This window comes from Novipirellula galeiformis, assembly GCF_007860095.1.
Lineage (GTDB): Bacteria > Planctomycetota > Planctomycetia > Pirellulales > Pirellulaceae > Novipirellula > Novipirellula galeiformis.
The window spans coordinates 730,238-743,478 of sequence record NZ_SJPT01000001.1 but is presented as its reverse complement, the minus strand read 5'-3'; the positions used below and the strand labels follow the sequence as shown (position 1 = coordinate 743,478).

13 protein-coding genes are annotated in these 13,241 nt (G+C 56.1%); 6 read left to right on the top strand and 7 right to left on the bottom strand.

Going from position 1 to position 13,241, the window contains the following annotated elements:
- Positions 1 to 41: 41 nt before the first annotated feature.
- Together Pla52o_RS02605 and Pla52o_RS02600 are read right to left on the bottom strand one after the other, a co-directional pair.
- Positions 42 to 455, bottom strand: coding sequence for a hypothetical protein (locus Pla52o_RS02605; RefSeq protein WP_146593004.1), 414 nt, complete (start codon positions 453 to 455; stop codon positions 42 to 44).
- 18 nt (positions 456 to 473) lie between these two features.
- Positions 474 to 1,463, bottom strand: coding sequence for a DUF1559 domain-containing protein (locus Pla52o_RS02600; protein WP_146593003.1), 990 nt, complete (start codon positions 1,461 to 1,463; stop codon positions 474 to 476).
- A 284-nt stretch (positions 1,464 to 1,747) separates the two neighbouring features.
- On the opposite strand from Pla52o_RS02600, the gene Pla52o_RS02595 reads away from it, so the two are divergent.
- Positions 1,748 to 2,938, top strand: coding sequence for a XylR family transcriptional regulator (locus Pla52o_RS02595; RefSeq protein WP_146593002.1), 1,191 nt, complete (start codon positions 1,748 to 1,750; stop codon positions 2,936 to 2,938).
- Positions 2,939 to 3,279: 341 nt separating this feature from the next.
- Here Pla52o_RS02595 and Pla52o_RS02590 read toward each other — a convergent pair whose 3' ends face one another.
- Positions 3,280 to 3,786, bottom strand: a complete 507-nt coding sequence (locus Pla52o_RS02590; protein ID WP_231612040.1) for a MaoC family dehydratase — start codon at positions 3,784 to 3,786, stop codon at positions 3,280 to 3,282.
- A 345-nt stretch (positions 3,787 to 4,131) separates the two neighbouring features.
- Here Pla52o_RS02590 and Pla52o_RS02585 point away from each other — a divergent pair, with 345 nt between their 5' ends.
- The 3 genes from Pla52o_RS02585 to Pla52o_RS02575 are packed head-to-tail and all read left to right on the top strand — an operon-like array spanning position 4,132 to position 7,544.
- A complete protein-coding gene (locus tag Pla52o_RS02585; protein WP_146593521.1) occupies positions 4,132 to 5,310 on the top strand; it encodes an FG-GAP repeat domain-containing protein in 1,179 nt (392 codons plus the stop codon).
- The gene (locus tag Pla52o_RS02580) at positions 5,307 to 5,699 is read left to right on the top strand and encodes a nucleotide pyrophosphohydrolase (protein WP_197168953.1); all 393 of its coding nucleotides are present in this window, start codon (positions 5,307 to 5,309) and stop codon (positions 5,697 to 5,699) included. Before Pla52o_RS02585 ends, Pla52o_RS02580 begins: the two co-directional genes overlap by 4 nt.
- Positions 5,700 to 5,726: 27 nt before the next feature.
- Complete coding sequence (locus tag Pla52o_RS02575; protein ID WP_231612038.1) at positions 5,727 to 7,544, top strand: flagellar basal body P-ring protein FlgI; 1,818 nt, start codon at positions 5,727 to 5,729, stop codon at positions 7,542 to 7,544.
- 260 nt (positions 7,545 to 7,804) lie between these two features.
- Here Pla52o_RS02575 and Pla52o_RS02570 read toward each other — a convergent pair whose 3' ends face one another.
- The gene (locus Pla52o_RS02570; RefSeq protein WP_146593001.1) at positions 7,805 to 8,230 is read right to left on the bottom strand and encodes an Rrf2 family transcriptional regulator; all 426 of its coding nucleotides are present in this window, start codon (positions 8,228 to 8,230) and stop codon (positions 7,805 to 7,807) included.
- A gap of 15 nt (positions 8,231 to 8,245) precedes the next feature.
- Positions 8,246 to 9,088: a phosphoadenylyl-sulfate reductase gene (locus Pla52o_RS02565; protein WP_390620828.1), complete on the bottom strand. Its 843-nt coding sequence runs from the start codon at positions 9,086 to 9,088 to the stop codon at positions 8,246 to 8,248.
- Positions 9,089 to 9,454: 366 nt separating this feature from the next.
- On the opposite strand from Pla52o_RS02565, the gene Pla52o_RS02560 reads away from it, so the two are divergent.
- Together Pla52o_RS02560 and Pla52o_RS02555 are read left to right on the top strand one after the other, a co-directional pair.
- Positions 9,455 to 10,741 carry a HEAT repeat domain-containing protein gene (locus Pla52o_RS02560; RefSeq protein ID WP_146593000.1) on the top strand — a complete coding sequence of 429 codons (1,287 nt, stop codon included), beginning with the start codon at positions 9,455 to 9,457 and terminating at the stop codon, positions 10,739 to 10,741.
- A 200-nt stretch (positions 10,742 to 10,941) separates the two neighbouring features.
- Positions 10,942 to 11,976 (top strand): DUF1559 domain-containing protein, encoded by a 1,035-nt coding sequence (locus Pla52o_RS02555; RefSeq protein WP_146592999.1) that lies wholly within the window; start codon positions 10,942 to 10,944, stop codon positions 11,974 to 11,976.
- A gap of 23 nt (positions 11,977 to 11,999) precedes the next feature.
- Here the strand turns inward: Pla52o_RS02555 and Pla52o_RS02550 are convergent, their stop codons facing one another.
- Together Pla52o_RS02550 and Pla52o_RS02545 are read right to left on the bottom strand one after the other, a co-directional pair.
- Positions 12,000 to 12,638 (bottom strand): 3-keto-disaccharide hydrolase, encoded by a 639-nt coding sequence (locus Pla52o_RS02550; protein ID WP_231612037.1) that lies wholly within the window; start codon positions 12,636 to 12,638, stop codon positions 12,000 to 12,002.
- Between the two features lie 169 nt (positions 12,639 to 12,807).
- Entirely contained in the window at positions 12,808 to 13,200 is a 393-nt protein-coding gene (locus tag Pla52o_RS02545) for a hypothetical protein (RefSeq protein ID WP_146592997.1), read from the bottom strand.
- Positions 13,201 to 13,241 lie beyond the last annotated feature (41 nt).

The window sequence follows — 13,241 nt, the reverse complement described above, 5'->3', positions numbered from 1 at the left end:
GGAGAATTGTATTGTCAAATCCTGGAAAAACCGGCTCCGGATTAATTCGGTTGAGCGTCTTCCAGGGGCAACGCGAACTCGATTTCATCCTGATCGTCGTCCAGGTCGATCGTCGTTTCGTAAGCAGGAAACAAGGCTTTCGGAGGAGCATCGGGATTACTCGGATCTTTGATTCCGTCAAAGCCCGTGATCCGAACGGCCGTGGTCCCGCTCAGCGCGCCTCGGCCTCCATCGGCCGTGTCGAACTCACCATTTCGGATCGGGGCAAATCCGCCTCCGCCCCCCTTCTCGATCGGCTCGAATGAAACCATCCCCACCGGCACAGGATTACCTTTAAAGGTGACCGTGCCTGAAAGATCGTGCCGCTCTACGCCGCTCTTGGGGCCGCAACCCAGGATTCCCAAAACCATCAAGGCCATCGCGCCCCGCAGGCCGAGTGAATGAAATCGCTTCATCTCAATTTTCCAATTCTGTTAGTAGTCGCCGACTGGATTGCCGTCATTGGGAATAAACAAGTTCTGCCAGACGCGATTGGCCTGCGCCGGTTGCGATACGGCTTGGTCTGCGAGGCGGAAGAAGTTCGTGGAGGAACTCGAGGGGTAGCTGGTGATGCTATCCACATTTTCGCTGACAAAGCGAACCGAACCGTCACAACGAGCGATGTTGACGCCACCTGGATGCAAGCTGCTATAGGCCGACCGCGTATTCAGCGGATCCGACGCGCCAGAGATGTCAGCCAAATCGCCGGCATAGGGAGTATTAGGCGGCCAAGCGGCACGACCATGCGCCTGGACGTTGCCCCCTGTCTTGCTGCGTCCTGCCCATACGCCTCCCACGCTACGAAAGGGCGTCTCCCCCAAGAATCGCTCGCTGTACATGAGCGTGTGCGAAAGCCCATCGGTGATTTGAGCCAAGCGGCACGGTTGGGTGTAACCGCTGTCGTTATACAGCGCCCAAAAAACGCCCTGGCTGGGCAAGTAGTTTGCTTTGCCAAGATCGTTGAACGCAAAATTCACATCGGGGCCAGGATCCGAGGGGCAAATAAACCCATCAATCCGAGTGGCCAGCAAAGGCTGGTCGCCCACATTGGGAATCGCATCCCCTTGCGGATTCAACCCATCACGCAATGCCGTTTGCTCAATAAATGGCAATAGCAAGACGCTTGATCCCCAGTTGGTCGATCTGCCTGATTTCCAGATTTCGAGAGGGGGAATCACCTTGAACGTATCTGCATAGTTATGAACCGCGAGGGCGAGTTGCTTGAGATTGTTCGTACATTGCATTCGTCGAGCGGCCTCGCGAGCAGACTGGACCGCGGGTAATAGCAGTCCAACCAAAACCCCGATGATTGCAATCACAACGAGCAACTCAACAAGCGTAAAGCCGGTCCGGCGGCCCCGCTTCAAATCATCACGCCCTCGTCGCTGCAGTCTTTGATTCGGCACACATTCCTGGTGGGGCATCGCGATAGGCCTCAGAGATTTAAAACGGGATCGAAAAATGAAGAGTAACGCACAACGTTGCCGAGGCGGTGGCTGTTGCCGACGCGGTGGTTCAACGCATGGCCACATCCTAGTTGCTCGCTGCGCGTCGATTCAATTCAGCTTTGCGAACAACTTATTCGATTTTGCGTCAATTCCAGTTTGCCTGAGATGCCTTCTCTCGTTAGTTTAGATGCGAGTAATTCGGACTATCCGAGGTTTATCGCCCCTGTCTCGCGTTACTTTCTCCCGAGGTAAAATTCTCTATGTCAACGACACCACGCGTTGCCTTGTTTGTCGAAACGTCTCGGGCCTACGGCAGAGGAGTGCTCAAGGGAATCTGGCAACATGTACAAGAACATGGTCGCTGGTCGATCTTGTTTCGACCGCGGGGTTTGGAAGAACCGACGCCCGCGTGGATGGCTTCCTGGCGAGGCGACGGAATCATTGCGCATGTAACCAACCTGCGAACGGCCGCGTTACTCAAACGCTCGGCGGCGCCCTGCCTCGACGTGCTTGGCGACATCCAAAACACGGGCTTCCCGGTGGTGAAGACCGATTACCAGCGCATCGCCGAAATGGCGTTCAGCCATCTAGCGGGCTTGGGTCTGCAAAACTTGGCAATCTGCGGATTGCGACGAGGCCATCGTCCGCGTCTTGACGAACGTTGCGATGCTTTCCAAGTTCTGGCAGAAGAGGCCGGGTACGACGTCAAATTATTTCAGCCACGCGGCGGAGGCCCGTACGGTCCGTCCTGGGCGAAGGAACAAAAACAGGTGGTCGATTGGGTTCGCAGCTTGCCCAAACCCATCGGCATCTTTGCCTGTAACGACATTCGTGGCCGCGAGGTACTGGACGCCTGCGCTACGGCAAATATTCCGGTTCCTGAACAAGTCGCGGTGATCGGCGTTGGCAACGATGAATTGCTTTGCGAATTAAATGATCAAAGACTCACGAGCATTGACGTCAATCCCATTCGTGTCGGCTACCAATCCGCCGATCTGCTTTGTCGAATGATGGCAGGACAAAGCGTCCCTGCTAAATTCAACGTAACTCCGCGTCGTGTTGTCGAAAGACAGTCGACCGATATGCTGGCGGTCGAGGATCCAGAGGTAGCAAACGCGGTGAAATATATTCGCCTGTATGCTTGTGATGCGATCGACGTCAACGACGTCGTTCAGGAAGTGTCCCTGGGCAGACGCGTGCTAGAACGACGGTTCCGCGCGTTGCTGGGGCGTTCGCTTAAATCCGAAATCGTGCGAGTTCGGCTGACGCGTGCCAGAGAGCTGTTGATCGAAACGACGCTCTCAGCCACGGCGATCTCTTACCGCTGTGGCTTCAGCAGTCCCGCGTACTTCATGGATCACTTCCATAAGAAAGTAGGAGTGACCGCAATAGAGTTCCGCGAGTCAGCGCGTCGCGAACAGGACCCTGACACTCCGGAGGAGCTCGAATGAAGCACTGGCGTTTTCGGAGAAATCGAAGGTGCCAGGAGTGAATGCGACAAATCGAAGGGGACAGAGGTCGTTTTTAGAGTGCGGAGAAAATGAAGATCGATGCCACGTGAGAGAATAGCTTGATCCGAGGCAATAACTTCGATTGCATCGGAGGGTCTGGGGATAGAGCGTTCACGAGAAGAGGTGCTCGAGGGATTGAGATTCGACGTGACTCTCAAGAATGATCCCGTCCCGTCAGCAATCCCAAGAAGCCCGCGCAAGAGCACCACAGGATACGCAGGCGGGCAGGATACGCAGGCGGGCAGGCGGGCGGAGAACGATGCGTTCTAGCCGACCGCAGTCTAGCGAGGCGGTAGCAAGCTGCGTTGGGCATGCTCTTGATTCCCCAGATGGCGAGCTCGTGAGCGAGTCGCGACCAGCGTGACAAAACGTCCGCGTTGAACGATTCGCCCATGTTGATTGACCAATTCGCGCAGCCATGTCACCCGCCCGGCGCGACGGCCGTGCTGCTGGATCTGCTCCACCTCGGTGACGACTTGCACGCGGTCGCCGAAGAAAATGGGGGCTTCGAACTGCCAATCGGAGATCCCGACCAAGGCCAACGTCGACGCATTGGGATGATCGCTGCCGAGTCCCGCCAGCACACTCAATCCCAGCAATCCGTGAGCAACCGGCTCACCAAAGGGGGAAGCCACGCTCTCGCTGCTGTGCAGGGAATCGTGGTCGCCGGTAAGCCTGGCAAAATCCGCCACGTCTTCGCCACTGATTTCACGCCACGGACTCGACCAACGGTCGCCGACCGTCATGTCCTCAAGAAACAGCGGCTTCGTTTCGGTGCTGTGATTCAACAATCGCTCGAATTAGGCTTGAGGATGGTCTGTAAACGCGTCCCCCACACAATCCCGGTGGATGGACGTATAATCATGCCGTCCATTGAACGAAATCAAAAGGCGTCTTTACCCCAAATACCATAATTCTCTCTCTTGATGCCGAAAACGATCGGATTACATCAAGTGAGAAATTTATACGCCTGCGCCATCGCCCCCCCTTTCAGCGTGTGGAACGGCTCTCGCAGCCGCCCCCTAGATTCCAATCGATTTTATTTGCCCCACTCGCATTCCCCTCAAAAAACAACCACCCATCGCGGAGAAGAAGTGTATACAACCCTTACGAGTCAAATGCGCGGTTCGATCATGCTCAGTTGCGTGATCCTCGTTAGCGCCCTATCGGCGTCACGATCAAGCTCGGCCACCGCAGGGGAACCGGGCTCCACCTTCGCTCCACGGTTGCTCGCATTGGATGCCAATGAAGGGATCGCTGCAGGCGATATCGACGGAGACGGTAAAACCGATTTGGTCGCCGGCCGTCACTGGTTCTCCGCAACCGATTGGGCCGCCCGCCCGTTGCGGCACGTCGAGGACTGGAACGGCTATGTGCAAAGCAATGGCGACTATTTGTTCGATGTCAACGATGACGGCCGACTCGATGTGATCGCCGGATCGTTTGTGCCGAGCGAGGTCCATTGGTACGAGAACCCCGGCGACGAAGCGCTGCGACTTGGTCGGATGTGGCCCAAGCATTTGCTGGTCGACACCCAACGCTCGCAAAATGAAGCTCAGTTGTTTCAGGACCTCGACGGCGATGGCGTCCCCGAATGGATCGTCAATAGTTGGGCTAAGGATGCGCCCACGATGGTTTGGCGACTGGTCAAAAAAAGCACTCCGGTCAGCAAAGAGAGCCCGGCGGCGTACGAACTTGTCCCGCATCAGATCGGAGCACGCGGAAATGCTCACGGCATGGGCGTCGGCGACATGAACCAGGACGGACGGCTCGATGTTTTGACGGGCAAGGGATGGTACGAACATCCCGAAAACGGCGTCTGGGAATCGGAGTGGACTTTCCACGAGACTTGGAATCTGCACGCGAGTATTCCAATGCTGGTCGTCGATCTCGATGGCGACGGCGATAGCGACGTCATCTTCGGCAAAGGCCACGATTACGGACTGGTCTGGCTCGAGAACCAAGGCGTCGACGCGAACGGCAAGCTCCAATTTCGCGAACATGAAATCGACCGACGCTTTAGCCAACCCCACACCTTGGCCTGGGCCGACGTGGATGGCGACGGCAGCAACGAATTGATCACCGGGAAACGATACTTTGGTCATAATGGGAATGACCCCGGCGGAAATGAAATGCCTTGCTTGTATTACTATCGTTGGAATGCCGCCGACAAAACCTTTACGCGCCACACGATCGAGGAAGGCCATGTCGGTTGCGGACTGCAAATCGTGACCGCCAAACTCAACGACGATGACAAAACCGACATCGCGGTGGCAGGGAAAAGTGGTACCTACTTGTTGCTAGCAAAATGAGTGAATCCCACGATCATTGCGAAATGCAGCCCGATTCGGAAATGCAATCATTGACGATTCGCGCTGCCCAGGATCAGGTAGATCAATGGATCCAGCGGATCGGGGTTCGCTACTTTGACGAGATGACGAATCTGGCCCAGTTGGTCGAGGAGGTGGGCGAGGTTGCCCGCATTTTATCGCGGACGTGCGGTGAACAATCATGCAAGCCCGGTAGTGAACTGGGGGACCTTGGCGATGAGCTAGCCGATGTGCTGTTTGTCACGATCTGTTTGGCCAACCAGTCGGGAATTGACTTGACCGCAGCGTTAAAGCGGAACTTAGCCAAGAAGACTAAGCGTGATGCCACTCGACATCGCGAAAACCCTAAACTCCAAGAAAAGCGATCCTGAACAGTCTTGTCTTGATTCGAAGTGCCTTTGTCAGCTATCAAGCAACGCAACCAGTTCATTCCACGATCGCCACCGAGTCAGCTGATGCGAGGCAGGAAGCCAAAAATCGTTACCGATTCCGTAACAGGACGCGCCGGCATCCAAGCAGGGATAGTACTTTGCCTCGGTTTGATCACCGCGGGCGGATGCACCTCGTTTTGGCGTAGTGGTTCCGACGAGGGTGACAAAGACGCCCACCTGCGAGAACTGCTGAAAGTTCCCAAGGCTCCCGATTTGATCCGGGATGCCTCGATCGTCCAGGGGATGAACACGATCCAAGTCGATGGAGTGGCGGCGGTCAACGGATTGCCGGGCACCGGTGCACCGGCGATTCCGTCGGCGTACCGCGACCAATTGCTCGACGAGATGCGTCGCCATGAAGTCCAAGACCCCAACCATTTCCTAGAACTCAATCAAACGGCGTTGGTTCGCGTGCGGGCGTATGTTCCTCCGGGTGCTCGACGTGGCGATCCGGTCGACCTCAAAATCTTCTCCCCTCCGCGAACCGAAACGAAGGATTTACATGGGGGCTGGGTTCTCGAATCACGCCTGCGTCATCAACAAGTCTTACAAAGCAGCGTCCGCCAAAGTGACGTGATGATCGTCGGCACTGGGCCGGTTCTAACTCGAGCCGACTACGACCCGGCGACCGACGATGCCTATCGCATTGAAGGAAAAGTGCTGGGCGGCGGGCGCATCCAGATCACCCGCAAGCTGGGTTTGATCCTGCGTCCCGAATTCCAACATGTGAAGATGTCCGCAGCGATCTCGTCGGCCATCAATCGCCGCTTCTTCTTTTTCGATGGCACGACTCGGCGTGGGATCGCGAAAGCCATCGAAGACGATTACATCGAAGTCGAAATCCATCCACGTTATCGTGACAACGTAGGCAGAATGATGGCGGTGGTGCGAGCATTAGGCGTGGCCCCGGAATCCTCCGCTACTCAAGTCCGTTTGACCGATCTGGCGAATCGCTTATCCGAACCCGCCACCGCGTTTGATGCGGCACTGCAACTCGAAGGCCTCGGCGAAAGCGCCATCCCCACACTGCTACAAGGACTCGAATCTAGCAACCCGGAGCTTCGCTTTTATGCCGCCGAAGCCCTGGCGTACTTGGATCGCAGCGAAGCGATTGAACCGCTCATCGAAGCCACTCGAAATACCGCAGCGTTTCGTCATTCTGCACTTTTGGCACTCCAAGGAATCGACCAACAATCGGCGATTAAGGGGCTCGCAAGCTTGATGATCGAGCCGAGTCTGGAAACTCGCTATGGCGCGTTCTGTAGCATTCGTCGCCGTCCCGATGGTCGTCAACATCTCGCCGGACGAGTCGTCGGCGATGCGTTCCGACTCTACGAGGTCGCTCCCGATGGGCCCCCCGCGGTGATTGTCTCGCTTCGCCAATCTCCTGAGATTGTTTTGATGGGAAGCCCCCAAAACTTGCAAATCCACAGCTACTTGCTGGGGCCCTCGGGCATCATCCTGAAAACCGATCCCGAAAAACCCGACCATCTCCGGATCAGCCGCTTCAAAGCGGGCGAGGGTGATCGCCGCGTGGTCGTCCCCAGTTCGGTGCGTGCCGTTCTCGAAGGGATCGTAGAGGTGGGTGGTGGCTACGGTGACGCCGTCGCAGTCCTTCGCGAAGCGAAGCAGAAAGGATTCTTGCTCGACCAACTCGCCATCGATCCGTTACCACAACCGCTGCGAACCTATTTCCGTGAGGACGAACAAGAAGACGAGGATGACTCCGCAGCGGAAAACGAAAACGCCCCTGACAGCGACGCAACCGCCGCTGTGACGCAATAGAGCCAGGTTCCAATCGAGCTAGGTGCCAGTCGAGCTGTGCTGCAATCGAGCTGTGCCGCAATCGAACCGTCGCCCACGCGATGGGTCCTCCCTTGCATCCAGGGTTTCGCTTCGATCGCCCCGGCGCTAGCCACCGCTGCCCGATTCAGCCCCGACGCACGATTCAGCCCAGACGCACGGCTCAGCCCCGACGCACGATTCAGCCCCGACGCACGGGCAATGTCGCATCAAGCGGCCCCGCATCACATTGCTCTCACGGCTCAGATGTAGAACATCGTTGCATCGCCGTAACGACATTGCTCGGCCAGATCGCTCAGCCGGACACTGCTGAGCACTTCACGCGAGGCTTCACTCGCTTTGTCCCAAACTCGCTGTAACGACTGATCCGTTTGCGTTGCATTTTCGGCGACGTGCGAGCTTCCTTCCTGACATCCCATCGCCTCGGCAACATCGAGCAAGGTAATTTCCTTGGGATCGACCGACAGCCGATAGCCTCCTTGGCTGCCTCGAACGCTTTGCACCCATCCAGCCGTGCGCAACGTCCGCAAGATCTGGACCAGAAAGGGGCCAGGAATGTTATGCTGGTCGGTGATCTCGCGAACCGCAACCGGCGCAGCATCCTCGGCACGCATCGCCAGCTCAAGCATGGCGAGACAGGCGTAATGAACGCGGGCTGAAATAAGCATGACACCAAGCCTCGGTTACGAAGAGTGCAAACCACATTCGGTTTTCTGAAAACCGGACCAACGTCCCGCTCGCTCGTCTTCCCCGGCCAACACCGAGCGGGTGCACGGTTGGCATCCCACGCTCGGGTAACCCTGGTCATGCAGCGGGTTGTAGGGAATCTTTTCCGCCGCGATTAACGACCACACCTCTTTCTTGGTCCAATTCGCCAACGGACTGATCTTCACCAATTCAAACTTACGATCCCATCCGACGATCGGCGCCTTGGCACGGTCGGGACTCTGGTCTCGACGAATCGCACTGGCCCAAGCATGCCAACCCTTCGCTGCGGCGTGCAGCACACTGAGCTTACGATCGAAGCAGCAACGATTCGGATCCGTCTTGTAAACCGGCCCCCCATTCGCCGCCTCGTACTGCGCCACCGTCGTCTCCGGATACTTGTACTCGACTTCGATTCCGTAGCGTTTCTTGACCGTTTCACGCAACTCGAGCGTCTCGGCAAACTGGTACCCCGTCTCAAGATTGAAAATGGGCGTCTGCGGAGCGATCTCGGCAAGCATATGGATGATCGTCATCCCCTCGGGGCCAAACGCGGTCGCCATCGTGAAATGGGGTGCAAAACGGTCGACCGCCCATTTTAAGATCTCTTGCGGCGTCGCTTTTTCTAACGACTCGCTGTCCCGCTGTAACTCCGCCAATAAGGCTTCACTCGGCTCCAATGGCGGCTCGGCTGCCAAAGCACCCCGCGGCTCTCCTGAATCGAGCGAATACAGTTGCAAGGGATTCGAAGACGTTGATTTGGGTTGCGTCATTATCGAGCTCGACTTCTCGTCGATCGGGCGGTGGAGAACAGCAGACATCGTATTAAAGTCAGCGTGAGAGGACTCGTGCCTCCAAATACTACAAACATGATCTACTTAGTCAAGTATAATTGTCGGCTTCTGCGGATACAGAATTGAACGATTCTGAGGATTCGGGGTAGCCAGCTGTAGCGGAAGGGGAGGTAGCGGCTTCGCTAACCGGAGGTACCTTCACAAATTGCCCCGTCTCAATACGCTGCAGTGCGTGTAGAATGGTAAACCGGATCGTCGCCGGATGTCTCGGATATCCGCAGTCTTGCGTTTGCCAACGTCGGGCGACTTGATTTCTGACGCCCGAGACGTCGGGCGACGCAGATTCTCGCCCTCCACAGGCACTCCTCCACCTCCTCTGACACCCGAATTCCCATGCCTGCACTCATTCGGCGAACAAAGCGAGACACGAGCTCTCTGCGGCAACTGGGGCTTTTGCGGCAACTAGGGACTCTGCGGCGTTTACCTCCTGCGTTGGCGGCCCTTGCGGCGCTGAGTCTCGCTGTGGAACCGGTGTCGCTCCGCGGCGATACCATCGAACTCTCAGGCGGGGGGCATGTTAGTGGGCAAGTCCGCCGGCTGGAGGACAAGAAGATTGACATCGTTGTCGTTGACGACGAGATCAGCGTCGCGCTATCGAGCAACCGGGTTCGCCGGGTCGTTTCGTCGGACAAATTGGGGGATTACCGCCGTTACGCGGCAGCCGCTGGCGAGAACGCCGAAAATCATTACAAGCTGGCGATTTGGTGTGCCAAAAACATCCAAGACAGCACCGACGCCTACAAACGATTCCACTTGCAATTGGCCATTCGCTTTGATCCCGAGCATAGCAAGGCGAGAGCGGCGCTAGACTATGTGAAGGAAAAAGGGAAATGGATTCGCTACAGCGATCTCCAACGGTCGCGAGGCATGATCTCGGTCGCGGGAAAATGGATGTTGCCTGAAGCCGCAGCGATTGAGGAGATCCAGGCCTCGACGAATGTGGATGCCAAAAAGTGGATCAAAGAGGTCGAACGCCTGATTCGAATTGCGGTACGCGGCGGCAGCAAGGGAGACGAAGCGGTTGAATCGCTCAAAGCGATCGACGATCCATTAGCGGCCTCGGCGATTACCAAACAATTGCTGCAAGAAAATCACAACCAACGACTTAAACGATTATGGGTTGAAATACTCGGACGGCTTCACAACTCGGTTTCAGTCGAAGCCCTGGTGCGTGTCGGCCTCCAGGAACCCGACGACGTGATTCGAGAAGCCGCGATAGAGCAACTTCAAAAGTACGGCAGCGGCTCGGCGGTTGCCACGTACGTGAATATGCTGCGAAGCCCCAATAATCGCGACGTGTTGCTGGCCGCTCGAGCGCTCAGTTACTTTCCCAAACCGGAACTGGCCTCCGCCTACATCAATGCCTTAGTCACCAAACACACCGAAACGGCCGCCCCAGGTCCCGGCATGCAGGTCGGCACGAGCAGCAGCGGTGGCGGCGGGCTTGCGATGGGGGGAAAACCCAAAGTCACGACTCGCTATCTCGAGAACCCTCCCGTTTTGACGCTACTCAAAATGATCGAGCCGGAGGCTGACTTTGGTTATGACCAACTTGCTTGGCGACAATACTTTGCAGCAAAATTGGGGCGCAGCAGTGGTGATTTACGACGCGATGGTTGAGCCAGGAGCGAGGCCGTTTGCAAAAATATCCCCACGGGTCTCCGTGACAATGGATTCGACTAAACTAGTGCATTGTCAAAGGAAAAATTCGGGGTAGCGGAACTTTTCCAGAGCTTCGCATCGCTCGGCCCCTTTCACGAAAGTCTTGACGACTTCCGCTGCGACTTCGCTTTCCTCCCGTTTGTCAGCTGCCGATTTCAATGTCACATCACCGCGACCTTCCGCCGCTGAAACCAAACTCGACGCGAGTGCTGCCGATCGCGTCCCGTGGCTTCACGTTGATCGAGCTGCTTGTCGTGATCGCGATCATCGGAGTCTTGGTGGCATTGTTATTGCCCGCGGTCCAGGCGGCACGGGAAGCGGCACGACGCATTCAATGCCAAAACAATTTGAAACAGATCGGGTTGGCGTGCCACAACTACGAGTCGGCTTACAAGACGTTGCCCTGGGGTGCCAAGGGAGGGCATGGTTACAGCTGGACTACGGACATTTTGCCCTTCGCCGAACAGACCGCGTTGTGGGAAATCGTTCCCCCGCTGCGCAATGGCCCGATCACGATGGAGGATCGCCAACGCTTGGCCGAGCTGGTCAGCACCCTCGTCCCGATGTACCGATGTCCCAGCGAGCCGGGCCCCATGGTCTTGCCCGACAACAACGGGCTTGCCATCGATGGCAGTGATGTCGCCCGGGCGATGAATAGCTATCTCGGCAACTCGGGAAGCAATGTCGTCCGCGACAGCTACTCCAGCTCGTCGGAGCTGGGAATGGAACGCGGAAATGGAGTATTGCAGATCGGTCAATTCGAGCGTCATCCGCTGGACCCTGCAAACGAGCCCCCCTCGTTGCCATCGCCAAAACCGATTTCGTACGCTGCGATTTTAGACGGACTTAGCAATACCGCACTGTGTGCCGAAACAAGATTCATCAGCGAACCGAGGTGTGATATCTGTAGCCATTTCGCAGTCTACCACCCTCAATTCGATCGGCGTAAAGGGTATGCCAACGGAACCGATTTCTCGCAGGCTTTGGTTTCGTTGCGTTCAAAAATCAATCTCGACGTGGCCTCCAAAAACGAACTGGAGATTTCCGCGGGCAGTCACCATGTCGGCGGCATTCATTCGCTATTTGCGGACGGGTCGGTGCGTTTCTTGACCGACAGCTTGGATGACACCGTTCGGCACGCGATCGGTTCCCGAGCCGACCGAGAAGTCATTGACGCAAGCGCGCTACCGTAGTTCACGCGATCGTCCTCGCGTCGTTAATCGGCGAGCTTCTTGACTCTCAGATTGCGAAAATAAACCACACTGTCGGGATCATGTGCCTGCAGTGCAAACGTGCCTGCCTCGCTCAAGCGCCGTTCAAAGTCAGCGGAGAATGCCTGCTTGTCTGCGGGCTCGGTGTAGTCGACAAGCGTCTTGCCGTTCACCTTCAACTCGACATGCCGTCCTTTGACGATAATCTCTTGCGTGTACCACTGGTTGTCTTTGACGCCGGGATCGGCGACATCATCGACCGCGTAAAGACTGCTTGTCTTTTTCGGGTCGCGGTGAGAGACATTGACTTGGCATTCGTAACCGTACTTTGGCCAACCGGTCGGTTGGTACTTGGTGTTGAAGTAGATGCCCGCGTTGCTGCCAGGCGTCGTCATGACTTCGGCTTTGAAATGAAAGTTCTTGAACGGGGCTTCGTCTCCCACGTAGAACAGATGGCAACGTTTTCCTTTGCAGACGAGCGTGCCCGCTGCGACGCCCCAAGCATCCGCGTTCTCTTCGGCTTTCTGCCACCCGTTAAGCGAGTTGCCATCGAACAAGGCGACAAAGCCTGCTTCGCCGTCGGCGGACGGGCCAGTGGATTCTTGAGCATCAACCGCGGTTACGAGCAGGGCAGTGAAAACCATGCATCCAACGCAATTCCATTTCCAATTCATGCGGCGACTTCATCGCGAAAGGAGAGTGACGGAAAACGAACTTCACCTAAAAAAATTCGCTCGCTAACATCAAGCGTCAGCAAGCGAATGGGAATTCAACAAGACTCGTTGGGCGAGCAACGAGAGGAGCGTGAACGAATTAGAGACCTGCGTCGGTCGCAGGAAGTTGATTGGCTTTGATCTTTTCGCCAAAAGTCATTCCGTCCGAGCTTTTGTGTTCAGCAGCCTTTTTGAAACCTTCGAGGATTTTCTTCTTAGCTTCCTCAGGATTGTCTTTGATGTATTCCTTCGGAAAATCTTCGCTCTTGAGGTATTCGTTAATGGCCTTGCCATATTCGTTGCGAGCTTCTTCTTTCTTTTCGCCCTTCACATGGCAAACGTAGCAGTTTGCTTTCTTACCAAGCTTGACGAAATCCTTATCGACTTCTTCGCCGAGGTACTCGCTTTTCCACTGCTTTCCAAATTCGCTGATCGCCATGGCGGGCGACATTAGTAAACACAAAAAACCGAGACAGATAGCCAGTCGTTTCATTCATTTTCTCCGTAGATTTAGAAGTTGAGGTAGGTTCGAGC